This is a genomic window from Thioalkalivibrio sp. ALJ21 (assembly GCF_000378605.1).
GTDB lineage: Bacteria > Pseudomonadota > Gammaproteobacteria > Ectothiorhodospirales > Ectothiorhodospiraceae > Thioalkalivibrio.
On sequence record NZ_KB905155.1, the window covers coordinates 118,285 to 143,423 of the forward strand.

Sequence of the window (25,139 nt, forward strand, 5' to 3'; positions counted from 1 at the left end):
CGTTCCGAGTGGAGTCACGTGGCGGAAAAGCCCGAACAATTGAAGACACTGCTGGCCCCGGTGGTCGAGGGGCAGGGGTTTGTGTTTTGGGGGCTGGAGTACCACCCCGGTTCCAAGCCCGTGATGCTGCGCATCTACATCGACAGTCCGGAAGGGGTGACGGTGGATGACTGCGCGCTGGTGAGCGAACAGGCCGGTGCGGTGCTCGAGGTCGAACAGGCCCTGCGCGGCAATTACACCCTGGAGGTCTCCAGTCCGGGTATCGAGCGGCCGCTGTTCACGCCCGATCAGTACCGGGGCTATATCGGCCACCCGGTGAAGGTACGCCTGAGCTGGCCGGAACACGGGCGGCGGAACTACCGCGGCACGCTGATTGGCGTGGACGAGGAGATGATCGAAGTCGAGGTCGACGGCACGGGCTACGAGTTGCCGTTGAACGCTATCCACAATGCGCGGGTCCTGGAACAGCTGTAGACCGGTGCGCGGTTTTTGTTGAATCGGCGGGTAACCGCCGAGGTGCGGAGAGACAAGAGATGAACAAGGAGATCCTGCTGGTCGCGGATGCCGTGGCGAACGAGAAGGGTGTCGACAAAGACATTATTTTCGATGCCCTGGAATCGGCGTTGGCCATGGCGACCCGCAAGTACCACGGCGGCAAGATGGACGTGCGCGTGAGCATCGACCGTGAGGAAGGTGACTACGAGGCCTTCCGTCGCTGGACCGTGGTCGATGACGAGGACCCCGAGTTCGAGTCCCCGGAGTACCAGATCCTGCTCTCCTACGCGCAGCAGAAGAACCCCGATGCGCAGGTCGGTGACGTGATCGAGGAGCCGGTGGAGGCCGTGGATTTCGGCCGTATCGCCGCGCAGACCGCGAAGCAGGTGATCGTGCAGAAGGTGCGCGAGGCCGAGCGCGCCAAGGTGGTCGAGGAGTACCAGGACCGCGTGGGAACGCTGGTGATGGGTATCGTCAAGCGCACCGACCGCAACGGCACCTACGTTGATCTTGGCAACAACGCCGAGGCCCTGATCCCGCGGGAACACATGATCCCGCGCGAGACCGTGCGCACCAATGACCGCCTGCGCGGCTATCTCAAGGAGATCCGTCCCGACGCGCGTGGGCCGCAGTTGATCCTGAGCCGTAGCGCGCCGGAGTTCCTGATCGAGCTGTTCAAGCTCGAAGTGCCGGAGGTCGGGCAGGAGATCATCGACATCATGGGCGCGGCGCGTGACCCGGGCCAGCGCGCGAAGATCGCGGTGCGCTCCAACGACCCGCGCCTGGACCCGGTCGGTGCCTGCGTCGGCATGCGCGGTTCACGTGTGCAGTCGGTGTCCAACGAGCTGGCCGGCGAGCGCATCGATATCATCGTCTGGGACGAGAATCCGGCCCAGTTCGTGATCAACGCGATGTCCCCGGCCGAGGTCCTGTCGATCGTGGTCGACGAGGACAAGCAGTCGATGGACATCGCAGTCGAGGAGGACAAGCTCTCCCTGGCCATCGGTCGCGGCGGGCAGAATATCCGCCTGGCTTCCCAGCTGACCGGCTGGGAGCTGAACGTGATGACCGAGGAGCAGGCGGCCGAGAAAAGCGAGGCCGAGGCCCAGCAGCTGGTGACCTTCTTCATGGAGGCACTGGATGTGGACGAGGAAGTGGCCGGCATCCTGGTGCAGGAAGGGTTCAGCACGCTGGACGAGGTGGCCTATGTCGACGAGGCCGAACTGCTGGCGATCGAGGAGTTCGACGAGGACATCGTGGCCGAGCTGCGCAACCGTGCCAGCGACGCCCTGCTGACCCGCGCGATCGCGGGCGGCGAAAACTACCAGCCTGCCGAGGATCTGCTGAGCATGGACGGCATGACCCAGGGCGTGGCCAACAAGCTGGCCTCGCATGGTGTCTGCACCATGGAAGACCTCGCGGAGCAGGCAGCCGACGACGTGGTCGAAATGACCGGATTGAGCACGGAAGAGGCGTCCGAGCTGATTATGACGGCGCGCGCCCCGTGGTTTGAAACCGGGGAATAACCCCCGGACGAAGAATCGCGAAGCCCGTGTGACAGGCCGTCGGCTGGCCTGAAAAGAATATGGAATGGAGGTAAGGCGCCATGGCGCAAATGACAGTGCAGCAATTCGCGGAATCGGTTGGGAAGCCAGTAGACCGCCTCATGGAGCAGCTCAAGGAGGCGGGCGTCGAGGTGGATGGCCCGGAAGCGGCTATCACGGATGCCGAGAAGCGCAAGTTGCTCGATCACCTCCGGCAGTCGCACGGGGAGAGTGAGGGCGGCCGGGTGACGCTCAAGCGCCGCGCGCAGGCCCAGACCCTGAAGGTGAGCTCGGGTCCCGGACGCTCCAAGACGGTGAATGTGGAGGTGCGCAAGAAGCGCACCATCAAGCGCAAGCCAGCCGAGGAAGCCGTCGAGGCCCCGGCCGAAGCCCCGCTCGAGGGCGAAGCCGCGCCGACCCCCGAGCCGAGCGCCGAACCGGCCCCGACTCCGAAGGAAGTCCCGGCCGAGCCGGTGGCCGAGGAGTCCAAGCCGGAGGAACCCGAGGTCGAGGAACCCGCCGCCCCGGAAGTCGAGGCTGCTGCGGAAGAACCCGTTGAGGCGGAGGCCAGCGAAGAGGCCGAAGCACCCGAGCCCGAGCCCGAAGCCGAGCCCGAGCCGACCCCGGCCAAGCCGAAGCGCCCGCTGAGCCGGACCGAACAACTGGCCTTGCAGGTCGAGGCCGAACGCGATGCCCAGCGCAAGGCGCTGGAGGCGCGCAAGCAGGAAGAGGTCGAGCGCGGCGAGCGCCAGAAACGCCGCCAGAAGGAACTGGAGGCCCAGGAGGCCAAGCGCGAGAAAGAAGAACAGGCACGCCTCGAGCGCGAGGCGGCCCAGCGTCAGGCCGCCGCCGAGGCCGAAGCGGGCAAGACCGCGGCCGGCGCGGGCAAAGGCCGCAAGACGCGCAAGGACGACCGCAAAGAGCTGCATGTCGCTGGGGATCGTCGTGGTCGGCGCAAGAAGGGCGAGGGTCGCAAGGCGCAGTCCGCCGCCGCGCAGGCCGTTGCCAGCAAACATGGGTTTGCCAAGCCGACCGCGCCGGTTGTCCGCGAGGTCGAGGTGCCGGAGACGATCACGGTCTCCGAGTTGGCTCAGGCGATGGCGATCAAGGCGCCACAGCTGATCAAGGCCCTGATGGGTATGGGCGTGATGGCGACCATCAACCAGTCGATCGACCAGGACACCGCGATGCTGGTGGTCGAGGAGATGGGGCATACGCCGGTCGCCGCGAAGGAGACCTCGGTCGAGGACGAGATCGACACCGGTCTGGAGCAGACGGCCGAGGCCAAACCGCGTCCACCGGTCGTCACCGTGATGGGTCACGTCGACCACGGCAAGACCTCGCTGCTGGACTACATCCGCAAGGAGAAGGTCGCATCCGGCGAGGCTGGGGGTATTACTCAGCACATCGGTGCCTACCACGTCGACAACGGCCACGACGGCGTGACCTTCCTGGATACCCCGGGGCATGCGGCGTTTACCGCGATGCGTGCCCGTGGTGCCCAGTCCACCGACATCGTGATCCTCGTGGTGGCAGCGGATGACGGCGTGATGCCGCAGACGCTGGAGGCGATCCAGCACGCGAAAGCGGCGGGCGTCCCGATGGTGGTCGCGGTCAACAAGATCGACAAACCGGAGGCCGAACCCGAGCGCGTGATGAACGATCTGGCCCAGCACGAGGTGATCCCTGAGGCCTGGGGCGGCGATACGCAGTTCATCAATGTCTCTGCGCATACGGGCGAGGGCATCGACCAGTTGCTGGAGGCCCTGGGTCTGCAGGCCGAGGTGATGGAACTGAAGGCCCCGGACGAGGGCCCTGCCCGCGGGGTGGTGATCGAGTCGCGCCTGGACAAGGGGCGTGGTCCGGTGGCAACCATCCTGGTCCAGTCCGGCAAGCTGAAGCATGGCGACATCCTGCTCTCGGGCAAGGAATACGGTCGCGTACGAGCGATGTTCGACGACACCGGCAAGTCGGTGAAGGAGATCGGCCCGTCCATGCCGGTCGAGGTCCTGGGTCTGTCCGGTGTGCCGGAGGCCGGGGACGAGGTGCTGGTGGTTGCGGACGACAAGACCGCCCGCGAGGTCGCCGAGCACCGCGACGCCAAGCAGCGCGAGCGCAAGCTGGCCGCGCAGCAGGCCGCCAAGCTGGAGAACATCTTTAACCAGATGCAGGAAGGCGAGATTGCGACCGTAAACATCCTGATCAAGGCGGATGTGCAAGGGTCGGCCGAGGCCCTGCGCGAGTCGCTGATCAAGCTGTCCACCGACGAGGTCCGCGTGAAGGTGGTCTCCGCCGGTGTCGGCGGAATCTCCGAGTCCGACCTCAACCTGGCGATGGCCTCCGAGGCGATCGTGATCGCGTTCAATGTGCGTGCCGATGCGGGTGCCAAGCGCCTGGCCGCCGAGAACGAGATCGACGTGCGCTACTACTCGGTGATCTACGAGGCGATTGACGATGTGAAGCAAGCGCTGTCGGGCCTGCTGTCGGCCGAGATCCGCGAAGAGGTCGTGGGCCTGGCCGAGGTGCGTGACGTGTTCAAGGCCTCCGGCTTTGGCCAGGTCGCCGGCTGTCTCGTGGTCGAGGGTGCGGTCAAGCGGGGCAACCCGATCCGCGTGCTGCGCGACAACGTGGTGATCTACGAGGGCGAGCTGGAGAGCCTGCGCCGCTTCAAGGATGACGTGAACGAGGTCAAGGCCGGTACCGAGTGCGGTATCGCGGTGAAGAACTACAACGACGTGAAGGCCGGTGACCAGATCGAGGTCTTCCAGCGCGTCGAGGTGGCTCGGAGCCTCTGATGCCCGGGAATCGCGACTTCCACCGTTCCGACCGGGTCGGGGATCAGATCCAGCGCGAGCTGGCGGAGCTGATCCGTCTGGAGGTCAAGGACCCGCGCGTGGGAATGATCACGCTGGCGGATGTCGAGGTCTCGCGGGATCTCGCCCATGCCAAGGTGTTCTTTACCCAGCTGGGTGGCGAGGAGAAGGGCCGCGAGGCGCAGCAGGGGCTGAATCACGCGGCAGGGTTTCTGCGCCGTGCACTGGGTCAGCGCATGCGGCTGCGCAGCGTTCCCCAGTTGCGGTTTGTCTACGACGACACGCCGGAGCGCGGGGCCCGCATGTCCTCCCTGATCGACCAGGCCCTGGCCGAGGACCGTGCGCATCACGCCGACTCGGATGGGCCCGACAGCGGTGATCAGGGCGGGTCCGCGTACCCGAAGGACCCGGGCCGCGAGGCCTGATCCCGGCCGGTTCCCTTGATGGCGCGCGCACGTCGCGAGGTCGACGGTATTCTGTTGCTGGACAAGCCCCGCGGGCCGAGTTCTACCCAGGTCCTGGGGCGCGTGAAGTATCTGTTGCAGGCCAAGAAGGCCGGCCACACCGGGGCGCTGGACCCGCGTGCGACCGGCCTTTTGCCGTTGTGTTTCGGTCAGGCGACCAAGGTCTCGGGCTGGTTGCTGGACGCTGACAAGCACTATGTCGCCGAGGCGCAGCTGGGGGTCGAGACCGACAGCGCCGATCTCGATGGCGCGATCATCTGCGAGGCGCCGGTGCCGGCCATCGAGCCGGAGCAGCTGCGGGCGCTGGAACGGCAGTTTAGCGGGGCGCAGGAGCAGGTGCCGCCGATGGTCTCCGCCCTCAAGCACGATGGCAAGCGACTCTATGAGCTGGCGCGCCGGGGCGTGGAGGTCGAGCGCCCCCCGCGGCCCGTGCAGATTCATGCCCTGTCCATCGAAGCCATCGCGCCCGACCGGCTGCGCATCGATGTCCACTGCAGCAAAGGCACCTATGTGCGTTCCCTGGTGGCCGACATGGGGCGTGCGCTCGGCTGCGGGGCGGCGGTCGACAGCCTGCGGCGGATCGGGCACGGCCCGTTCGAGGCCGCCGCGATGGTGACGATGGAGCAGGTGGAAGCCGCATTCGAGGCGGGGGGGGCGGCCGCGATCGAGGCCATGCTGCAGGCCCCGGAAACGGCACTGGGGCACTGGCCTGCGGTTTCCCTCAATGCCCAGGCGAGCGCGGCCATGCGCCATGGTCACGCAGCGGGTCACGAGGCGATCGAATCCCGGACCCCGGGTGCGGAAGGCGCGCCGGTCGAGGCCGAAACCGGCTGGCCGCTGGTGCGGGTGTATGACGCCGAGGGTGGTTTTCTCGCGGTCGGTGCGCGCGAACCGGACGGCCGGGTGCGGCCCCGCCGGCTGTTTGTCCCGGCGCCCTGAAGGGGCCGGGATTCTTCCTATTCAATGCCTTTGTGTCGTGCTAACATTGCGCGCCTATCGCCAGCGCCACTGGTCGATTAACGGTCAAGAAATCTCAGGAGTCAGGTTTTCATGTCGCTCACTACCGAAGAAAAATCGGCCATCGTCGAGAAGCACAAGCGCGATGCCAACGATACCGGTTCGCCGGAAGTACAGGTCGCGCTGCTGACCGCCCGCATCCAGCATCTGATGGGGCATTTCGAAAAGCACAAGCAGGATCACCACTCGCGTCGCGGGCTGCTGAAGATGGTCAGTCAGCGGCGCAAGCTGCTGACCTATCTCAAGCGCAATGACCAGGACCGTTATCAGGCCCTGGTTCAGGAGCTTGGCCTGCGCCGCTAAGGCAGGCACAACGGGCCCGCGCCACTGGTGCGGGCCCGTTCAGTTTCAGGGGCGGCCACGCAGGGGCGCTGACCGGCCCATCGCAAGCAAGACCGATGCACGCATTACGGGAAACGGGATATAACGTGGCACACAAGAAGTCGTTCCAGTACGGAAACCATACCGTCACCTTCGAGACCGGTGACATCGCCCGCCAGGCCAGTGGCGCCGTCCTCGTCAACATGGCCGAGACCGTGGTCCTGGTGACCGCCGTCGCGCGCAAGGAGGCCGAGCCCGGTCGCGACTTCTTCCCGCTGACCGTGAACTATCAGGAACGGACTTACGCCGCCGGCAAGATCCCGGGTGGATTCTTCAAGCGCGAAGGGCGTCCGAACGAGAAGGAAACGCTGACCTCGCGCCTGATCGATCGTCCGATCCGCCCGCTGTTCCCCGAGGGTTTCAAGAACGAGACCCAGATCGTGGCCACGGTCATGTCGATCAACCCCGACGTCGATCCCGACATCCCCGCGCTGCTGGGCGCCTCCGCCGCACTGGCGCTGTCCGGTGTCCCGTTCGCGGGCCCGATCGGCGCCGCGCGCGTCGGCTATCGCGCCGGCGAGTACCTGCTGAACCCGACCTACAGCGCCCTGGAAGACTCCGATCTCGACCTGGTCGTGGCGGGCACCGAGCATGCCGTGCTGATGGTCGAATCGGAGGCCAATGAGCTCTCCGAGGAGGCGATGCTGGGGGCGGTGATGTTCGGCCACGAGCAGATGCAGGCCGCGATCCAGGCGATCAAGGAACTGGCGGCCGAGGCCGGCAAGCCGGCCTGGGACTGGCAGGCGCCGCCGTCCGAGGCGTCGCTGGAAGACCGCGTCAAGGAGGCCGTGGGCAGCGACCTCGTCGAGGCCTACCAGATCGCCGAGAAGCAGGCGCGCACCCAGCGCATCAGCGAACTGCGCAGCCAGGCCGTCGAGGCGATCGCCAGCGAAGACGAGTCCGGGCCGAGCGCGGAAGACGTGAAGACGGCGTTCCACGATCTCGAGTACCGCCTGGTGCGCGACCGCATTCTGGATGGCAACCCGCGTATCGACGGGCGCGACAACAAGACCGTACGTCCGATCAGCGTCCAGACCAGCGTGCTTCCGCGCACGCACGGCTCGGCGGTGTTTACCCGTGGCGAGACCCAGGCGCTGGTCGTGGCTACCCTGGGTACGGATCGCGATGCTCAGGTGATCGACGCGATCGAGGGTGAGCGCCGTGACCGGTTCATGCTGCACTACAACTTCCCGCCTTACTGCACCGGCGAGACCGGCTTCGTCGGCTCGCCCAAGCGCCGCGAGATCGGGCACGGGCGCCTGGCCAAGCGTGGCGTGGCGGCCGTGATGCCGAAGGCCGAAGAGTTCCCCTATGTGGTGCGCGTGGTCTCCGAGATCACCGAGTCCAATGGGTCCAGCTCCATGGCGTCCGTCTGCGGGACCTCGCTCGCGCTGATGGATGCGGGCGTGCCGCTGAAGGCCCCGGTCGCGGGGATCGCAATGGGCCTGATCAAGGAAGGCGAGCGTTTCGCCGTGCTGTCGGACATCCTGGGCGACGAGGATCACCTCGGCGACATGGACTTCAAGGTGGCCGGCACCACCAATGGCGTGACCGCGCTGCAGATGGACATCAAGATCGACGGGATCACCCGCGAGATCATGGAGCAGGCGCTGGCGCAGGCACGCGAGGGCCGGATGCATATCCTCGGCTGCATGAACGAGGTGCTGCCGAGCCACCGCGAGGAGATGTCTTCGCACGCGCCGCGCTTTATCACCATGAAGATCAACCCGGACAAGATCCGCGACGTGATCGGCAAGGGCGGGGCGACGATTCGTGCCCTGACCGAGGAGACCGGCGCGACGATCGACATCCAGGACGATGGCACGGTGAAGGTCGCCTCCACTGACCAGGCCGCAGGCCTCGAGGCCAAGCGCCGTATCGAGGAGCTGACTGCCGACATCGAGGTCGGCCGTCAGTACACCGGCAAGGTCGCGAAGATCATGGACTTTGGGGCGTTCGTCTCGATCCTGCCGGGTCGTGATGGCCTGGTGCACATCTCGCAGATCTCCGACGAGCGGGTGGAGAACGTGGCGGACTTCCTGTCCGAGGGCGACTCGGTCACCGTGAAGGTGCTGGAAGTAGACAAGCAGGGGCGCATCCGCCTGAGCATGAAAGCGGTCGAGTCCGAGGCCTGATCTGGGCTCCGTCACGCAGCGGGCACCCTCGGGTGCCCGGCTATCGGTATCCGGGACGTAACGGCATGGATCTGGTCAGTATCCGCAAGAGCTACAAGCGCTACGCCCGCCACTACGACGCCACCTTTGGGCGGGTATTCGCGACCGGTCGCGAGCGCGCGCAGGAGACCCTGGCGCCGCTGTCCGGCAAGCGCATACTCGAGGTGGGTGTAGGCACCGGGCTCTCGCTGCCGGACTATCCGGACGACTGCGAGATCGTCGGGATCGATGTCTCGCGCGAGATGCTGGATGTCGCACGGGGCCGCCTGAATGGCGGCCTGCCCGCGGTCTCCGGCCTGTGCGAGATGGACGCCGAGCAGCTGGCGTTTGCCGACGGCAGCTTTGATGCGGTGGTGGCGATGTATGTCGCCACCGTGGTGCCCAACCCCGATCGGCTGTTTGCCGAGATGTGGCGCGTTTGCCGTCCGGGCGGGCAGATCCTGGTGATCAACCACTTTGCTTCAAGGCAGTGGCTGCTGCGCGGGTTCGAGCGCTGCCTGCGGCCGTTGTCGCGCGCGGTCGGCTTTCGACCGGACATGGAGTTCGAGGACTTCGTGAATGTGACCGGACAGGAACCGGCGATGGTGGCCCCGGCCAGCCTGTTCGGATACTGGAAGCAGGTGGAGTTCCGCAAGCCCGCGCACATCTGATACGGGCGGTCCGGCCCGCGTGCATGCGGGCGCGAGTTTGCCTACACTACGCGCCGCACGCTGTGCCTGCCCGAAGCCCGCCGTCTGGCGGGTTCTCGCGTTTGCGACGCAGGATAACCCCCGTTTATTCAACCTTAGTCAGGAGAGCCAACATGGCCGCAGAACGTACCCTGTCCATTATCAAGCCGGATGCCGTTGCCAAGAATGTGATCGGCGAGATCTACAGCCGCTTCGAAAAAGCCGGCCTGCAGATCGTGGCCGCGCGCATGATGCAGCTGAGCCGCGAACAGGCCGAAGGCTTCTACGACGTGCACAAGGAGCGCCCGTTCTTTAACGATTTGGTGGAATTCATGATCTCCGGTCCGGTGATGGTGCAGGTGCTCGAAGGCGAGGGCGCGATCGCCAAGAACCGCGAAATCATGGGTGCGACCAACCCGAAGGAAGCGGCCCCCGGCACGATCCGTGCGGACTTCGCGACCTCCATCGACGAGAACGCCGTCCACGGCTCGGACGCCGCGGAAACCGCCGCGCGCGAGATCGAGTTCTTCTTCGGCAACGACGGCGTCTGCCCGCGTACCCGCTAAGCACCGGTCGGGGAAGGGCGCGGTCCGTTGCGGCGGCGTCCTTTCTTCCTGCTACGGGGTCTTTCGCGGGTCTCGCCGGGCCCCGTAGGCAGGCATCCCCCCGGCACAGTACACTAGGGGGTATTTTCAACCGGTCGCGAGCATGGCAGCGGAAACCTCTACACCTCTGAATCTGCTGGGTTACAGCCGCAGTCAGCTCACCGAGCTGCTGGCGCAGTGGGGTGAGCCGCGTTTTCGTGCCACTCAGCTCGTCAAGTGGATGCATCAGCGCGGCGTCACCGACTTCGACGCGATGACGGATGTTTCGCGCACACTGCGCGAGCGCCTGGCGCGCGAAACCGAGATTGCCCTGCCCGAGATCGCGCTGGAGAAGGCCTCCGGTGACGGCACCGTGAAATGGGTGCTGCGCCTGGCGGATGGCAACGCGATCGAGACCGTCTTCATTCCCGAATCCGGACGCGGCACCCTGTGCATCTCTTCGCAGGTCGGCTGTGCGCTGGACTGTACCTTCTGTTCGACTGCCCAGCAGGGCTTTAATCGCAACCTGACGGCCGCCGAAATCATCGGCCAGGTCTGGCTGGCGATGCAGCGTCTGCCGGCACCGGAGGGCCGCCAGCGCGCGGTCAGCAATGTGGTGTTGATGGGCATGGGCGAGCCCCTGGCCAACTACGATGCCGTGGTCGCGGCCTGCCAGTTGATGACCGACGACAACGCCTACGGCCTGAGTCGTCGGCGAGTGACGCTGTCGACCTCCGGGCTGGTGCCGGCGCTGGATCGCCTCAGCGAGCACACCGATGTGGCCCTGGCGGTGAGCCTGCATGCCCCGAACGACGAGCTGCGCGACCGTCTGGTCCCGATCAACCGCAAGTATCCAATCGCGCGCCTGATGGAGAGCTGCCGGCGCTATGTCGAGGCGACGGGAGCCCACAGCGGTGTCACTTTCGAGTACGTGCTGCTGGCCGGCGTGAATGACCGCCCCGAACATGCCAATCAGCTGGCCGGCGTGCTGCGGGGCATCCCGGGCAAGATCAATCTGATCCCGTTCAATCCGTTTCCCGGGGCGCCCTTCGACCGCCCTGCGGAAGGGGATATCGAGCGTTTCGAACGTCAGCTGCAGAAAGCGGGTTACGTGACCACCGTGCGGCGTACGCGCGGCGATGACATCGACGCGGCCTGCGGACAGCTGGTGGGGCAGGTGGAAGACCGTACCAACCGGGGGATGCGCATGATTCGTCTGCACGCCGAACTGCCTGAGCGGCCGCGGAGAGCCTCTTGATGGGGCTTCGCTGGGGGCGCCCGGCCGTCGTGATACTGCTGGGGCTGGCCCTGGGAGGATGCGCGGCGATGGCCGAGCGCGAGGTAACCGGAGAACGCGCAGAGGCCGCGGAGGTCAACGCCGAGCTGGGTATCGGTTATCTGCGCGAGGGAGAGGTCGACCAGGCCGAGCGCAATCTGAAGCGGGCGCTGGAGTTCGATCCGAACCATCCGCTCGCCAATCTGGGTATGGCCAATGTCTACGAGCGCCGGGGTGCGCATGACCGGGCGGAAGATCACTACCGCCGGGCACTGCGTCGGGACGATGGCAACCCCTATGTGCAGACCAGCCTCGGGGCCCTGCTGTGCCGGCGCGAGGCCTTCGACGAGGCGCAGGAGCTGTTTGCCAAGGCGATCGACAACCCCGATTACGACCAGCGCGAGATTGCGTTGATGAACTCCGGTGTCTGCTTTGCCGATGCCGGACAGACGGAACGCGCCGAGGAGAAGCTGCGCGAGGCGCTGCGGCTCAACCCGCAGTACCCGCGTGCCCTCCTGGAAATGGCAAGTCTGACCTACGACGACGACCGCCCGATGCAGACAAGGGCGTTCCTGCAACGCCTGGAAGGACTGGGTGTGGAAAGTTCCGAGACGCTGTTCCTCTGCTATCGGGCGGAATTGGCGCTCGGGAACCGGCGTGCGGCGAACGACTGCGCGGAACGCCTGCGGCGTCAGTACCCGGACAGCATGGAGCTGGTCCGCCTGGAAGACATGGAGCGCAATGGTGGCTGAGCCGCGTGATGACAAGGAACCGGGCCTGGGCCGGGTGGAGGAAGTCGACGATTCCGTCTCCGAGATGGAACCGTTACGAACCACGGACGATGACCCCCATGCGACCCCGGAGTTTCCCGCTGCGAGTGGGCTGACGACTCGGGATCAGCCCCCGCCTCCCGACCCCGAGGGCGGGGAGGGCGAGCCCGGCAACAGCTTGCGCCGCGCGCGCGAGGCCGCCGGTCTGGATACCGCTACGCTGGCACACCGGATCCACCTGGGTCGCGGGACGCTGGAAGACCTGGAGGCGAACCGGTTCGACCATATGGCCCCGGCGTATGTACGGGGCTATCTGCGGGCCTGCGCACGCGAGTTGGGGGTGAACGCCGACCCCTGGCTCCGCGCCTTCGAAGGCCATGGCCTGACCGACCCGGAGCTGCGGGCGGTGGCTACGGCCTCGGCGCGGAGCAAGAGACGACGGCGTTCCAGTGCGCCGTACTGGCTGGCTTTCTTGCTGGTGCTGGCGTTGCTCGGGTTGGGCGTTTACGCGTGGACAGAGCGCGGCGGCGGTACGCCGTCATTCCCGTCACTGGGCTGGCTGGAAGATGATCGCAGTGCCCCGTCCGAGGATGTCGCTGCCCGCGCGACGGATGATGAATTGAGTGCGCCGCCGGCGTTGATCGAGGAAGCCCAACCCGAGCCCGTTCCCGAGACCTCGGTGGCTGCGGAGACCGATGCCGAGGCCAGCGAGACCGAGACGGAACGGGATTCGGCACCCGCGATGGATACGCTGACCGAGCCAATGCCCACAGAAGACACGGCGGCCGACGAGACCGCCCCCGAGGGTACGGCCTCGGAGGATACGACCGCGTCGTCGACTTCCGGACCCGTGTCGGAGATGGCGCTACTGACCGGTGGTGCCCGCGCGGCGCCGGACTCGGAAGAAGATGGCGTCGAGTCGAATGGTGGAGAGGCCGGTCGCGATGGCGTGTACCGACTGGTGCTGGACGTCACCGAGACGTCCTGGGTCGAGATTCGCAATGCCGACGACGAGGTCGTGTTCACCGGCGTGCTGAGCAGCGGCGACCGTGAGGAACTGGAGCTCACGCTTCCCGGACGTGTGGTCCTTGGGAATGCCCGGGGCGTCGAATTGACCCTGGATGGCGAGTCCTTCGATTTCGAGCCCCATGTCCGGAGTGACCGCACCGCACGCTTCGACCTCGAACCCTGATCTTTCGACGCCGGCCATGCGCCCTGGGCAGGCCGGTCCCGAGTCCACAAAGGCAACATGAAAGCGATCAAATCCATCCGCGGGATGCACGACATCCTGCCCGAGTCGATCCACGTCTGGCAGCATCTGGAAGACCGCCTGCGCGGCCTTCTGGATGGCTATGGCTATCAGGAAATCCGGATGCCGGTGGTCGAGGCGACGGAACTGTTCAAGCGCTCCATCGGCGACGTGACGGACATCGTCGAAAAGGAGATGTACACCTTCGAGGACCGCAATGGCGACAGCCTGAGCCTGCGGCCCGAGGGCACCGCCTCCTGCGTGCGTGCCGGGATCCAGCACGGCCTGCTGCACAACCAGGTCCAGCGGCTCTGGTATCTGGGCCCGATGTTCCGGCACGAGCGCCCGCAGAAGGGTCGCTACCGGCAGTTTCACCAGGTCGGTGTGGAGGTGTTCGGGTTGCCGGGCCCCGATGTGGACGCCGAGATGATTGCCATGACCGCCCGGCTCTGGAAGCTGCTGGGCCTGGAGAATGTGCGTCTCGAACTGAACACGCTGGGCACGCCGGCCAGCCGCGCCCGGTACCGGGACCAGCTGATCGCCTATTTTGAGCAGCATCGGGATTCGCTGGACGAAGAGGCGCTGCGGCGGCTGCACGACAACCCCATGCGCATCCTGGACAGCAAGCACCCGGAGACGCGTGCCGTGGTGGCGAACGCGCCGAGCCTGATGGACCACCTGGATGCCGAGTCGCGCACGCATTTTGACAGCCTGCGCGCGCACCTGGATGCACTGGGTATTGAATACGTCCATAACCCGCGGCTGGTGCGCGGTCTGGACTACTATACGCACACCGTGTTCGAGTGGATTACCGACGACCTCGGGGCTCAGGGCACGGTCTGCGCCGGCGGGCGCTATGACGGCCTGGTGGAACAGCTGGGGGGGCGTGGGACCCCGGCCATTGGCATGGCCATGGGGCTGGAGCGCCTGGTCGCGCTGCTGGAGGCCCGGGAAGACGCACCGCAGCCGCCGGGGCCGGATGCCTACCTGGTCGTGGGCGGTGACGAGCTGGTGGGTCCCGCGCTGGAGCTGGCCGAGCGGCTGCGCAGCGAACTGCCCGGGCTGCGGCTGGTCCAGCACTGCGGGGGCGGCAGCTTCAAGTCGCAGATGAAACGGGCGGATCGGCTGGGCGCCCATTTTGCCCTCGTGCTCGGAACTGACGAACATGCCGCGGGCACCGTGACGGTGAAGCCGTTAAGATCGCCCGGAGCCGAACAAAGTGCCGTACCGCGCGAGGAACTCGCGCGCCATCTGGAACAGGCCCTGCACGCCTCCGCCGCCTGACGAACGTCAAGGCGCGTACCGCAACCGAAGGATCAAGAGGACGATGAGCTACCTCACCGACGAAGAAAAAGCCGAGCGCATCAAACAATGGTGGTCGGATAATGCCGTTGCCATCATTGCCGGTCTGGTGCTGGGCATTGGCGGCCTGATCGGCTGGAACTGGTGGAGTGGCCACCAGGAGGAGCGTGCGGCCGGCGCCTCCGACATGTATATCGCCATGCAGGGCGCGGCGCAGACTGGCAACAATGCCCGTGCGATGGAGCTGGCCGACCAGCTGATCGAGCAGGGAAGGGGTACGCCGTATCGCTCGCTGGCCTGGATCTTCCGTGCGGATCTGGCGGTCTCCGAGGGCGACCACGAGGCGGCGATCGAGGCCCTGCGCTCGGCGCGTGATGCCGCACCGGATCGGGGTTACCGCGAACTGCTCACCCTGCGCATGGCGCGGCAGATGATCCTGGCGGAGCAGTATGACGATGCCGAATCGGCCCTTGGCGACGTGCGCCGCGATGCGTTTCGTGGCCTGCGCCTGGAGCTGGAAGGCGACCTCGCGCGGGCGCGCGGGGATCGCGACCTGGCCCGCGAGCGCTATCGCGAAGCGCTTGATCATGGCCATACACCTGAATACCTGAGCCTGAAGTACGAAGAGCTCTCCGCCTAAAGGATCGATATCCCCATGTCCGTGCCTGTCCCGACGAAGACTGCCGTGCGCCTGCTGATTGCTGGCGCGCTCATGCTGTCGCTGAGTGCCTGTGGCCTGTGGCAACGCGATACCACGGAGCCTCCGGCCGACCTGCCCGAATTCGAGGCGGAGGCGCAGCCGGAACAGCTGTGGTCGCGCTCGGTCGGGAGCGGTGGTGAACGCTTCCTCTGGCAGGTCTATCCGGGGGTGGCCGACGACATGCTGGTGGTGGTCGATGCCGACGGCCGCGTCTCCGGGCTGAATCCGGAAACCGGGAGCCAGCGCTGGCGCGTGCGCCTGGACGATGCCCGCGTGTCGGCGGGTGTTGGTGTGGGCGACGAGATCGCGGTGGTCGGCACTCTGGATGGCGAGGCCATCGCGGTGGACCTGCAGGGTGATGGCGAGCGCTGGCGCTCGCGTCTGTCCAGCGAGGTCGTGGCGATCTCGGACGTCGCTTCGGGCGTCGTGATTGCGCGCACCAACGATGGTCGCGTGCATGCCCTCGATGCGGCGTCCGGTGCCACGCAGTGGACCGCCCTGCGGACCACCCCCTCGCTGAGCCTGCGCGGCGCGCATCGGCCCCAGATGACGGCCGGGCGCGTACTGACCGGCTTCGATAACGGGCGTGTGGTAATGCTTGGGCTGGAACGCGGCAACGTGCTGTGGGAGACGACGCTCGGCATCCCGACCGGCCGGTCGGAGGTGGAGCGCATGGTCGATGTCGACGGCTATATGCCGATCTATCAGGGCGCGGCGATCGCATCCGGCTATCAGGGCCGTCTGGCGGCCATCGACCTGAATTCCGGCGAGATCTTCTGGGCCCGCGACTTTTCGTCCTATCAGGGCGGGGATGTGACGAATGAGGCGAACGTCCTCGCGGTCACCGATGCCGAGAGCCACCTGTGGGGGCTGGATCCGCGCAATGGCGCCGATCTCTGGCAAAGCGACCAGTTGCGTCTGCGCGGCGTCACGGCCCCGGTCGTGGTGGGTGATTACGCCATCGTCGGCGACTACGAAGGCTACCTGCACTGGTTCCACCTCGAGGACGGCCGCATCGTGGCACGTCTGCGGGCGAGTTCCGGCGCGGTCGTGACCCGCCCCGTGCTGGTGGACGACATCCTCTACGTGGTGACCGACAACGGTCGGCTCACCGCGGTCAATCCGCGTCTGGACTCCGGGGAATGAGCGTCGCTGGCACGTACCCCCGGATCCTGCTGTTGCGGTAGCGTTGCCTCATGATCCCTGTCATTGCCCTGGTCGGCCGACCCAACGTCGGCAAGTCGACCCTGTTCAATCAGCTCACGCGCTCGCGTGATGCGCTGGTGGCCGATGTCGCCGGCCTGACCCGCGATCGCCAGTACGGCATCGGCAAGGTGGGGGACTTCCCCTACCTGGTGGTGGATACCGGTGGTCTGTCGGGCGAGGGCGCCGAGATGGATCGGGCGATGGCCGAGCAGACCCAGCGGGCCGTTGCGGAGGCGGACCATGTCCTGTTCCTGGTGGATGCGCGCGATGGTTTGACGCCGCAGGACCAGGCGATCGCCGACCAGTTGCGTTCGGCCGGGGTCAAGGCCCGGGTCGTGGTGAACAAGACCGACGGCCTGGATGCCGACGCCGTGAGCGCCGAGTTCTATACCCTGGGCATGGGCGAGATCACGTCGATCGCCGCGGCCCATGGTCGCGGCATCAAGGGCCTGATGCAGAAGGTCCGGCGGGCCGTGGCCGCGGAGCGGCGCGAGGCCGAAGCGGCCGAGGGTGCAGCGGAGGAGGTCGCGGAGGACGGACTGGACGAGGCCTCGCAGCAGGCCGCGCTGGACGACTGGCCGGGCATCCGCGTGGCCATTGTCGGGCGCCCGAATGTCGGCAAGTCCACGCTGGTCAATCGCATCCTCGGCGACGAGCGCGTGGTGGCCACGGATGTCGCCGGCACCACTCGTGATTCCATCTTTGTCCCATTCTCGCGTGATGGACAGGATTACACCCTGATCGACACTGCGGGGGTGCGGCGCCGGGCGCGTGTACACGAGGTCATCGAGAAGTTCAGCGTGATCAAGACGCTGCAGGCGATCGAGGCCGCGCATGTCGTGATCCTAGTGATGGATGCCCAGGCTGGGCTGTCGGAACAGGATGCCCACCTGCTGGGCCTGGTGATCGACTCCGGCCGCGCGCTGGTGCTCGCGGTGAACAAGTGGGACGGTATGGCGCCGGAGGAACGCGAGCGCGTGCGTGACGACCTGGACCGGCGTCTTGGCTTCGTCAACTTTGCCCGGCTGCGGCTGATCTCTGCCCTGCATGGCACCAATGTGGGCCACCTGCTCGAAGACGTGCAGGAGGCCCATACCAGTGCGTTTGCCAAGGTCTCGACCCCCGAGCTGACCCGCCTGCTCGAGAGTGCCGTCGCCGAGCATGCGCCACCCCTGGTCAGCGGTCGCCGGATCAAACTGCGCTATGCCCATCAGGGCGGGCAGAATCCCCCGGTCATCGTGATCCATGGGAACCAGACGGATGCCCTGCCGGGGAGCTACAAGCGCTATCTGGAAAACTTCTTCCGCAAGCACCTCGGGCTGGTCGGAACACCGTTGCGTATGGAGTTTCGCTCCGGACGCAACCCGTACGCCGGCCGGCGCAATATCCTCACCCCCCGCCAGCAGCGCAAGCGCAAGCGCATGATGCGCCATGTCCGGCGCTGATCCGACCCCGTCCCCGTCGATTGCGACGCACGCCCCCGAGTTGTCCGCATTCGGCCAGGCGGTCGAGCCCTTCCGGGTGATGGACATCCTGGCACGGGCCCAGGCGGCCGAGCGTGCCGGGCGCGACATCATCCACCTGGAGGTGGGTGAGCCGGACTTTCCCACGCCCCCAGCCGTGCTGCGTGCCGGGGAACTGGCGCTGGCGGCCGGGGATACCCGCTACACCCCCGCGCACGGCACCCGCGAACTGCGCGAGGCGATCGCGGCCGACTACCGGCGCCGTCATCAGGCCGACATCGATCCCGAGCGCATCGTGATCACGGCGGGGGCCTCAGCCGCGATCCTGCTCGCGCTGGCCGCCGGAGTGAACCCCGGCGAGGAAGTGCTCCTTCCGGACCCGGGCTATGCCTGCAACCGTCAGTTTGTCGCTGCACGCGGGGCCGTCCCGGTCGGGCTGCCGGTGGCGGCCGAGCGCGCCTTTCAGCCGACGGCCGAGGCGGTAGCGCAGGCCTGGGGCGAGCGGACCCGTGCCATCCTGCTCGGCTCGCCGGCGAATCCCACCGGCACCCGGCTGTCCGCCGATCGTCTCGCGGCCATCGTGGACGTCGTGCGTGCGCGGGGCGGTCTGGTAATCGTGGACGAGATCTACGGCCAGATCCTGTTCGACGAGCCGCAGCGCAGTGCTGCGGCTTTCCATCCCGATGTCATCGTGATCAACAGCTTTTCCAAGTACTTCGCGATGACCGGCTGGCGGCTGGGGTGGATGGTGGTCCCGCAGGCGTGGATCGACCCGGTTCGCCGGATTGCCCAGAACCTGTTCGTGGCGCCGGCCAGCATGGCGCAGACGGCCGCGGTCGAGGCCTTCGCCCCCGAGACCGAGGAGATCCTGCAGCGCCAGGTGCGCGAACTGCAGACGCGGCGTGACGTGCTGCTGGAGACGCTGCCGGCGCTGGGCCTCGAGGTCCAGGCCCGCCCCGATGGGGCGTTCTACATCTATGCCGCCTGCACGGCGCACGGGGACGACTCCGAGGCGCTTTGTGCGCGCATCCTCGACGAGGCGGGCGTGGCCCTGACACCCGGCACGGACTTCAGCCCCAGCGCAGGCCACCGCTACCTGCGCATCGCCTACACCCAGCGCGAGTCACGCCTGCGCGAAGCACTGGACCGCCTCTCCGCTATCCTGGTCTGACACCGTTCGAGGCGGGCCTGGTTCGTCCTCTGGAGTCTACGGTGGCTTCGGCCGGCCGCCTGCCTTGCGCTGTTTCGCCAGCGCGCCCCGAGGTACTTTCTTGCTTGCCCAAGAAAGTACCCGTCGAGGCGCACCCGGATTCCGCCCGGGGACCTTGCTCCAGGGCCCTCGGGCCGGCGGCGCTGAAACTCGCTGCGCTACGCTCCGCTCAGACAGTCAGCGCCTCTTTTCCGTCCCGAGGACCCTTCCGCAAGGGGCTTCATACGGGGGATGAAGGTCAAAACAAAAGTATCCCCACGCCTGCAGCAAACTCCAGCGCCGTAGGGTGCGGTTGAGCGAAGCGAAACGCACCGTTCCGACGTTGGGGCAACCCTGATGCGATTCGCTGCGCTCATCAGCATCCTACCCGCCCCCTGGCGCCCGCTCGCGGGCGCGGCACGCCAGGGCCGAAGGCCGCGCCGTGCCGAAGATGTCCGAAGACCCAGCCTCCATCCATGTGCTACGCCGCCGGGACAGCTGTTGTCTTGACCTTCACCCCCGTTGTCGTCGCGCCGAGCGGAGAGGATTTTCGCGGGAAGAGAGGTGCTGACTGTCTGAGCGAAGCCGAAGGCGCAGCGAGTTTCAGCGCCGCCCGCGAAAACCCTCGGAGCGAGGGAAACCCCGGCCCGCGCAGCGGGCCGGGGTCGCGGCAGTCGGGCGTGTTTCTTGGGTACTTCTTTGCACGAGCAAAGAAGCCCGTTTTTGACTAACAACTGGCGCGGCGCGCTGGCGAAACAGCGCATGGCAGGCGGCTGGACGCAGGCACCATGAACACCGGATGACGAACCGGGCCTAGCCTTACCGTGGCAACGAGCTTCGCCGTGAGAGCGGAACAGAGGCTACGGCTTGGTGGGGGCGGTGGCGGGGTCGGCTTCGTAGGACGCCCCCTCCGGCGGCGTTAGCAGCAGCGCATAGCGGCGCAAGACCCAGATACCGCGCTCAAACAGGCTGGTCGCGCCGAACACGGCGTCGCGTACGCTGCCGTCGAGGTCGCTGGAGGCGAGCAGACGGCGGCGGATCGAGTCCATCAGCTCCGAGCGGTCATGGGTTAGGGACTGCAGCAGGGCGATGTCGTCGGCATCCCCGCTGCGCGCCGCGTCGGTCAGGGTCAGCAGCATCATGTGCAGGGTCTCGACCAGGTTGTGGGTCAGGGCACGGGCCTCGGCGGAGGCGTCCGTATTGAGGGAACGCTCAATCTCCGTGGCCAGGTCGTTCAGCGTGTCTTCCAGCTGTAGCAGCAGCTGATTGCGGTTCTTCAGCACGATCGCATGATCGAGGGTCGCGCCACTGAGCGCGCCGGAGAGGATTTCGTCGAGAAACTGCTCGACGGCCTCGGTGACCTGCAGGTTGCCACGGTGCAGGGCCAGGCGTTCGTGACGGGCGCCGTCGCTGTCATCGCGCACGCTGTCGAGATAGTCGGGCAGTCGCTTGAGCAGGCGCAGCTGTTCCTTTTCGACCAGCACCAGTGCGGACCCGGCATCGTTCTGCGCCCCGGCGTAGATGAAATGCGGCTTGCCCAGGGCCTCTTCCTCGGTCGGCGGCGCGGTGCGCTCCAGGAAACGGGCGACGGGACCGTGGACCGGGTGCATCGCCAGGTCGCAGACGACCTGATAGAGGATGTAGGCAAGCGCGATCTGCAGGCTGATACCGATCGCGAGCGCTTCCAGGCCCGAGGCGATCAACGGGACACCGCCGTAGAACTCGATCCAGAACAGGGGCAGCAGCAGAATCAGGCCCAGGCCCTTGAGGATGAACTGATAAAGCGCTAGCTGGCGGCCCAGCCCCTTGTGCGAGGCGGCGAGGATCAGGGTCGACACACCCGTGCCGAAGCTCGCCCCGTAGACGACCATCAGGCCGTATTCGAGATCGATCACGCCGCTGGCGGCCAGGGCCATTGTGACGATGGTGATACTGGAGGCCGAATGCGCGATCACCGCAAACACCAGCCCGGTGGCGAATGCGATCAGCAAGGACTGCGCCGACAGCGACATCAGGCCGGTCATCCAGGTCAGCTCGCTGAGCGGCTTGGCGCCTTCCTTGATAAACATCAGGCCGAGGAACAGCAGGCCGATGCCGAGCATGGCGCGGATCAGGTGGCGCAGGCGGGCGGACTGGTCGCGGTCGAAGTAGAACAGCAGCCCGGTGACCCCGACCAGGATGAAGACCATCAGGGTCAGGTCGAGTGCGGCGATCAGGACCAGCAGTGAGGTCCCGAGGTTGGCGTAGTTGATCACGGGCTGGGCACGGCGGGCGTCGAGTACGCCGGCGGTGACCAGCGAGATCAGCACAAAGATGACCGCGTGGATGCTCTGGGTGATCGCCCCGCCGACCAGGCCGAGGAACGCGGCCGCCCGGTTGGAGCCCGTGGCGCGCCCCACCAGTGCACGCAGGCGCTGGTCCGCGAGCTGGCGCAGGTGCTCGCTGATCAGGCGAATGCCGACGAAGAACAGCCCGAGCCCGGCAAACAGCGTCGCCGCGATCTCGAAGGTGATCATCCACTCGCCATTCATCCGCGCATTCTAACGGGGCTTTCCCCCGGGTGCGCCCACGGACGTGAGGTCGTCGTTACAGGGTATGGTCTGCGCACCCGCACATGGGCAGGGCGGTCGCGCGGGTCGTCGGAGCGTTGCGCGTCAGTTCATTGGCAGATGGCTGCTGAATGTAGAGAGCTGCCAGAACAGGGTCAGCAGGGCGATCGGTGCGATATAGCGCAGGATCAGGCGCCAAATATGGAAGGCGGCCGTGGGCCGTCCCAGCTCGTCGCGGGTGATCGCCATCGGCAGGACCCAGCCGGCAAACAGTGCGATCAGCAGCCCGCTGACCGGCAACAGGATGTTGATGGCCGTGTGTTCCAGCAGGTGGTAGAGCGTCGGCAGTTCGCGCCCCAGCACGACCAGGTCGATCTGGGCCCAGCCAGCCCCCGTGAACGAGAATATGGTGATCAGGCTGAAACCCCAGATGGCCAGCGCGCTCCCCAGGGCGGCCTGCAGGTTCGAGATCCCGAAGTGTTCGTGCAGCAGGTGCACGAATACCTGGACGTTCGCGATCATGGTGCTGAACGCCGCGAGGCTTAGCGCCGCGAAAAACAGCGTGGTGAGCATCACCCCCGCCGGGATCGCGGACAGCGCCAGCGGCAGGGCCTCGAACATCAGGCCGGGCCCGGCGGCCGGATCCAGGCCATAGCCGAACACCACCGGGAAGATCGCAACCCCTGCGATCAGTGCGATCACGGTGTCGGCGATCGCAACGCCGATCGCGGTGCCGGCGATGGAGGTCTTCCTGGGAAGATAGGCGCCGAACATCATCAGCACGCCGGCAGCCAGGGTCATGGTGAAGAACGCGTGCCCGACCGCGATCAGCAGGCTGTGTCGGTCCAGGGCGGAGAAGTCCGGGCGGAACATGAAGTCCAGGGCGGCTTCGATATCGCCGACCCAGAGACCGCCGGCCATGGCGGCCAGCAGCAGGACGAACAGCAGCGGCATGACCAGCGCTACACCGCGCTCCAGCCCGTTGCGCAACCCCAGGGCCACGATCGCGAAGGTCGCCGCAAGGCCCAGCGTGGTCCACAGCAGCATCCCCGAAAGCGATGTCTGGACCCCTTGGAAGATCGCGGTAACCTCGGGCGCGTCGACGCCCGCGAAGGCCCCGCTGGCGGCCCGTGGCACATAAGAGAAGACCCAGCCGGTGACCACGGCGTAGAAGGTCATGATCACGAACAGGGCGATGATCCCGATCCAGCCGACCATCTGCCAGGCGTCGCGGACACGGGCCTCGCGGGCGACGGCAAGTGCCGCGTACCCCGGAGAACGGCGGCCCCGCCGTCCGATCATCACTTCGGCCATCATGATCGGGATGCCGATCAGCGCGATGGTCAGCAGGTACACGGCCAGAAAGGCGCCGCCGCCGTTCTGGCCGAGGATGTAGGGGAACTTCCAGATGTTGCCGAGTCCGACCGCCGAGGCGGTGGCGGCCAGCACGAACGCATAGCCATGCGTCCAGCGCTGCCGGGTGGCGACGATGTCCATCAGCGGTGGACCGGGAGCGGGTCAGGTAATCACATCGGGTTGGTCGCGCCCGGCCAGGCCCGGCAGGTCACCCAGCCGCACGGCGGCCTCGATCAACGGGCGCAACAGCTCCTGCGGCTCGCGGTCCAGGTGCTCCGGGTGAGTCTCGTACTGCTCGATGTAGATGCGCAGGGTCGCGCCTTCGGTGCCGGTCCCGGAGAGTCGGAACACGATGCGCGCGCCGCCCTCGAACAGGACCCGCAGACCCTGGTGCTCGGTCACGCTGCCGTCCACCGGGTCGCGGTAGGCGAAGTCGTCCGTCTCCGCGACTCGCATGCCGGCGAGCGACTGCCCCGGGAGACTCGAGAGCTGTTCGCCGATGCGCGCCATCACCTGTTCGGCGCGGGCGGTGTCCAGCCCTTCGTAGTCGTGCCGGGTGTAGTAGTGGCGGCCGTAGTCGCGCCAGTGGTCGCGCACGATCTCTTCCACCGACTGGCGGCGGGCGGCCAGCAGATTCAGCCAGAACAGCACGGCCCACAGGCCATCCTTCTCGCGCACATGATCGGAGCTGGTGCCAAAGCTCTCTTCCCCGCACAGGCGGATGCGGCCGTCGTCCAGCAGGTTGCCGAAGAATTTCCAGCCAGTGGGGGTCTCGAAGCAGGGGATGCCGAGCGCCTCGGCGACCACGTCCACCGCCTGGCTGGTCGGCATGCTGCGTGCCACACCCTTGAGCCCATCGGAGAACGCGGGGATCAGATGGGCGTTGGCCGCCATGATGGCCAGGCTGTCGGAGGGCGTGACGAAAAAATGCGGGCCCAGAATCAGGTTGCGGTCGCCGTCGCCGTCGGAGGCCGCGCCAAAGTCCGGCGGGTTGCGCCCGTACAGGGCCTCGCACAGCTCGCGGGTGTGGGCCAGGTTCGGGTCCGGATGGCGGCCGCCAAAATCGGCCAGCGGCTCCGCGCGCAGCAGGGTTTCGGCGGGGGCGCCCAGGCGATTGATCAGGATCTCCTCGGCATAAGGCCCCGTGACCGCATGCATTGCGTCGAAGCGCATACGGAAGAAGTCCGAGCGCAGGAGCTCGCCGATGCGTTCCAGATCGAACAGTGTCGCCATGTGGTCGGCATAGGCGCCCACGGGGTCGATGACCTCGATCGACATCTCGCCGAGGTGGGTGGTGTGCAGGTGGTCGATGTCGACGTGCGGCGTGCCGCTCGCGATGCGGTAATGGGTGAGCGACTTGCTGTGTTCGAAGATCGCATCGGTGACGCCGGGCGGCGCGGGTCCGCCGTTGGCCGTGTTCAGCTTGACGCCGAAGTCTCCCTCCGGCCCTCCGGCGTTATGAGAGGCCGAAAGAATGATGGCGCCGGTGGCACCGCGCGAGCGGATCAGGTGGCTGGCGGCCGGGGTCGACAGCAGTCCGGCATGGCCGATCGCGACCTTCTTGACGTCGTTGGCCGCGGCCATGCGCAGGATGGTCTGGATCGCCTCGCGGTTGTGGAAGCGGCCATCCCCGCCGAGGATCAGCTCGCCTTCGCAAAGGCTCGGGTGTGCCTCGAAGATGCTCTGGATGAAGTTCTCCAGATAGTGAGGCTGCCGGAACTGCCGTACCCGCTTGCGCAGGCCCGAGGTGCCGGGCTTCTGGTCGGTGAATGGCCGGGTCGTGACGACACTGATATCCATGAAGTCGTGAGTCCTTTTTCGATTGCACGCCGGAGGTTCCCGTCTGGTTTGACGGTACCAAAAAGGGCGGGGGGTGTCCCGTGCCGGGCGGAGGGTTTGCGTATGGTTTTCGGCAGCCGCTGCGCTGTTCGGTTCGGCA

General features: G+C 66.7%; 20 protein-coding genes. 17 read left to right on the forward strand and 3 right to left on the reverse strand.

What is annotated here, in order from left to right; all coding sequences use genetic code 11:
- Positions 1-18: 18 nt before the first annotated feature.
- From rimP to F579_RS0100625, 17 genes are all read left to right on the forward strand, one after another.
- On the forward strand, positions 19-474 hold the full coding sequence (rimP, locus tag F579_RS0100545) for a ribosome maturation factor RimP (protein WP_012982136.1): 456 nt from the start codon (positions 19-21) through the stop codon (positions 472-474).
- A gap of 59 nt (positions 475-533) precedes the next feature.
- Complete coding sequence (nusA, locus tag F579_RS0100550; protein ID WP_012982137.1) at positions 534-2,021, forward strand: transcription termination factor NusA; 1,488 nt, start codon at positions 534-536, stop codon at positions 2,019-2,021.
- Between the two features lie 80 nt (positions 2,022-2,101).
- Positions 2,102-4,834 carry a translation initiation factor IF-2 gene (gene infB, locus F579_RS0100555; protein ID WP_019024739.1) on the forward strand — a complete coding sequence of 911 codons (2,733 nt, stop codon included), beginning with the start codon at positions 2,102-2,104 and terminating at the stop codon, positions 4,832-4,834.
- Positions 4,834-5,277, forward strand: a complete 444-nt coding sequence (rbfA, locus tag F579_RS0100560; RefSeq protein WP_019024738.1) for a 30S ribosome-binding factor RbfA — start codon at positions 4,834-4,836, stop codon at positions 5,275-5,277. The genes infB and rbfA overlap by 1 nt, the downstream gene beginning before the upstream one ends.
- Positions 5,278-5,295: 18 nt before the next feature.
- A complete protein-coding gene (truB, locus tag F579_RS0100565) occupies positions 5,296-6,255 on the forward strand; it encodes a tRNA pseudouridine(55) synthase TruB (RefSeq protein WP_019024737.1) in 960 nt (319 codons plus the stop codon).
- A gap of 111 nt (positions 6,256-6,366) precedes the next feature.
- Positions 6,367-6,636, forward strand: a complete 270-nt coding sequence (gene rpsO, locus F579_RS0100570) for a 30S ribosomal protein S15 (protein WP_012982141.1) — start codon at positions 6,367-6,369, stop codon at positions 6,634-6,636.
- 125 nt (positions 6,637-6,761) lie between these two features.
- Positions 6,762-8,849: a polyribonucleotide nucleotidyltransferase gene (gene pnp / locus F579_RS0100575; protein ID WP_019024736.1), complete on the forward strand. Its 2,088-nt coding sequence runs from the start codon at positions 6,762-6,764 to the stop codon at positions 8,847-8,849.
- A gap of 65 nt (positions 8,850-8,914) precedes the next feature.
- Positions 8,915-9,538 carry a class I SAM-dependent methyltransferase gene (locus tag F579_RS0100580; RefSeq protein ID WP_019024735.1) on the forward strand — a complete coding sequence of 208 codons (624 nt, stop codon included), beginning with the start codon at positions 8,915-8,917 and terminating at the stop codon, positions 9,536-9,538.
- Positions 9,539-9,690: 152 nt separating this feature from the next.
- On the forward strand, positions 9,691-10,122 hold the full coding sequence (gene ndk / locus F579_RS0100585) for a nucleoside-diphosphate kinase (protein WP_012982144.1): 432 nt from the start codon (positions 9,691-9,693) through the stop codon (positions 10,120-10,122).
- Positions 10,123-10,264: 142 nt separating this feature from the next.
- Entirely contained in the window at positions 10,265-11,398 is a 1,134-nt protein-coding gene (gene rlmN, locus F579_RS0100590) for a 23S rRNA (adenine(2503)-C(2))-methyltransferase RlmN (protein WP_012982145.1), read from the forward strand.
- On the forward strand, positions 11,398-12,168 hold the full coding sequence (gene pilW / locus F579_RS0100595) for a type IV pilus biogenesis/stability protein PilW (protein ID WP_019024734.1): 771 nt from the start codon (positions 11,398-11,400) through the stop codon (positions 12,166-12,168). Before rlmN ends, pilW begins: the two co-directional genes overlap by 1 nt.
- Positions 12,158-13,378, forward strand: coding sequence for a RodZ domain-containing protein (locus tag F579_RS0100600; protein WP_019024733.1), 1,221 nt, complete (start codon positions 12,158-12,160; stop codon positions 13,376-13,378). Before pilW ends, F579_RS0100600 begins: the two co-directional genes overlap by 11 nt.
- Before the next feature lie 57 nt (positions 13,379-13,435).
- On the forward strand, positions 13,436-14,719 hold the full coding sequence (gene hisS / locus F579_RS0100605; RefSeq protein WP_019024732.1) for a histidine--tRNA ligase: 1,284 nt from the start codon (positions 13,436-13,438) through the stop codon (positions 14,717-14,719).
- 43 nt (positions 14,720-14,762) lie between these two features.
- Positions 14,763-15,377: a tetratricopeptide repeat protein gene (locus F579_RS0100610; protein ID WP_019024731.1), complete on the forward strand. Its 615-nt coding sequence runs from the start codon at positions 14,763-14,765 to the stop codon at positions 15,375-15,377.
- Positions 15,378-15,392: 15 nt separating this feature from the next.
- Entirely contained in the window at positions 15,393-16,583 is a 1,191-nt protein-coding gene (gene bamB / locus F579_RS0100615) for an outer membrane protein assembly factor BamB (RefSeq protein ID WP_019024730.1), read from the forward strand.
- Between the two features lie 50 nt (positions 16,584-16,633).
- Positions 16,634-18,088, forward strand: coding sequence for a ribosome biogenesis GTPase Der (gene der, locus F579_RS0100620; protein WP_019024729.1), 1,455 nt, complete (start codon positions 16,634-16,636; stop codon positions 18,086-18,088).
- Positions 18,075-19,277, forward strand: coding sequence for an aminotransferase class I/II-fold pyridoxal phosphate-dependent enzyme (locus F579_RS0100625; protein ID WP_019024728.1), 1,203 nt, complete (start codon positions 18,075-18,077; stop codon positions 19,275-19,277). The genes der and F579_RS0100625 overlap by 14 nt, the downstream gene beginning before the upstream one ends.
- Before the next feature lie 878 nt (positions 19,278-20,155).
- On the opposite strand, the gene F579_RS0100630 is transcribed toward F579_RS0100625, so the two are convergent.
- The 3 genes from F579_RS0100630 to F579_RS0100640 form a co-directional block, all read right to left on the reverse strand.
- Positions 20,156-21,826 carry a Na/Pi symporter gene (locus tag F579_RS0100630; RefSeq protein WP_019024727.1) on the reverse strand — a complete coding sequence of 557 codons (1,671 nt, stop codon included), beginning with the start codon at positions 21,824-21,826 and terminating at the stop codon, positions 20,156-20,158.
- A gap of 123 nt (positions 21,827-21,949) precedes the next feature.
- Entirely contained in the window at positions 21,950-23,341 is a 1,392-nt protein-coding gene (locus F579_RS0100635; protein ID WP_019024726.1) for a sodium-dependent transporter, read from the reverse strand.
- Positions 23,342-23,362: 21 nt separating this feature from the next.
- Positions 23,363-25,000 carry an alpha-D-glucose phosphate-specific phosphoglucomutase gene (locus tag F579_RS0100640; protein WP_019024725.1) on the reverse strand — a complete coding sequence of 546 codons (1,638 nt, stop codon included), beginning with the start codon at positions 24,998-25,000 and terminating at the stop codon, positions 23,363-23,365.
- Positions 25,001-25,139 lie beyond the last annotated feature (139 nt).

Coding starts and splice junctions, on each gene's coding strand:
- ndk (WP_012982144.1), top strand. CDS start 9,691: ATGGCCGCAGAACGTACCCTGTCCATTATCAAGCCGGATGCCGTTGCC.
- F579_RS0100610 (WP_019024731.1), top strand. CDS start 14,763: ATGAGCTACCTCACCGACGAAGAAAAAGCCGAGCGCATCAAACAATGG.
- rpsO (WP_012982141.1), top strand. CDS start 6,367: ATGTCGCTCACTACCGAAGAAAAATCGGCCATCGTCGAGAAGCACAAG.
- pilW (WP_019024734.1), top strand. CDS start 11,398: ATGGGGCTTCGCTGGGGGCGCCCGGCCGTCGTGATACTGCTGGGGCTG.
- F579_RS0100625 (WP_019024728.1), top strand. CDS start 18,075: ATGTCCGGCGCTGATCCGACCCCGTCCCCGTCGATTGCGACGCACGCC.
- F579_RS0100580 (WP_019024735.1), top strand. CDS start 8,915: ATGGATCTGGTCAGTATCCGCAAGAGCTACAAGCGCTACGCCCGCCAC.
- F579_RS0100600 (WP_019024733.1), top strand. CDS start 12,158: ATGGTGGCTGAGCCGCGTGATGACAAGGAACCGGGCCTGGGCCGGGTG.
- nusA (WP_012982137.1), top strand. CDS start 534: ATGAACAAGGAGATCCTGCTGGTCGCGGATGCCGTGGCGAACGAGAAG.
- hisS (WP_019024732.1), top strand. CDS start 13,436: ATGAAAGCGATCAAATCCATCCGCGGGATGCACGACATCCTGCCCGAG.
- rbfA (WP_019024738.1), top strand. CDS start 4,834: ATGCCCGGGAATCGCGACTTCCACCGTTCCGACCGGGTCGGGGATCAG.
- infB (WP_019024739.1), top strand. CDS start 2,102: ATGGCGCAAATGACAGTGCAGCAATTCGCGGAATCGGTTGGGAAGCCA.
- F579_RS0100635 (WP_019024726.1), bottom strand. CDS start 23,341: ATGGACATCGTCGCCACCCGGCAGCGCTGGACGCATGGCTATGCGTTC.
- F579_RS0100630 (WP_019024727.1), bottom strand. CDS start 21,826: ATGAATGGCGAGTGGATGATCACCTTCGAGATCGCGGCGACGCTGTTT.
- bamB (WP_019024730.1), top strand. CDS start 15,393: ATGTCCGTGCCTGTCCCGACGAAGACTGCCGTGCGCCTGCTGATTGCT.
- rlmN (WP_012982145.1), top strand. CDS start 10,265: ATGGCAGCGGAAACCTCTACACCTCTGAATCTGCTGGGTTACAGCCGC.
- der (WP_019024729.1), top strand. CDS start 16,634: ATGATCCCTGTCATTGCCCTGGTCGGCCGACCCAACGTCGGCAAGTCG.
- F579_RS0100640 (WP_019024725.1), bottom strand. CDS start 25,000: ATGGATATCAGTGTCGTCACGACCCGGCCATTCACCGACCAGAAGCCC.
- truB (WP_019024737.1), top strand. CDS start 5,296: ATGGCGCGCGCACGTCGCGAGGTCGACGGTATTCTGTTGCTGGACAAG.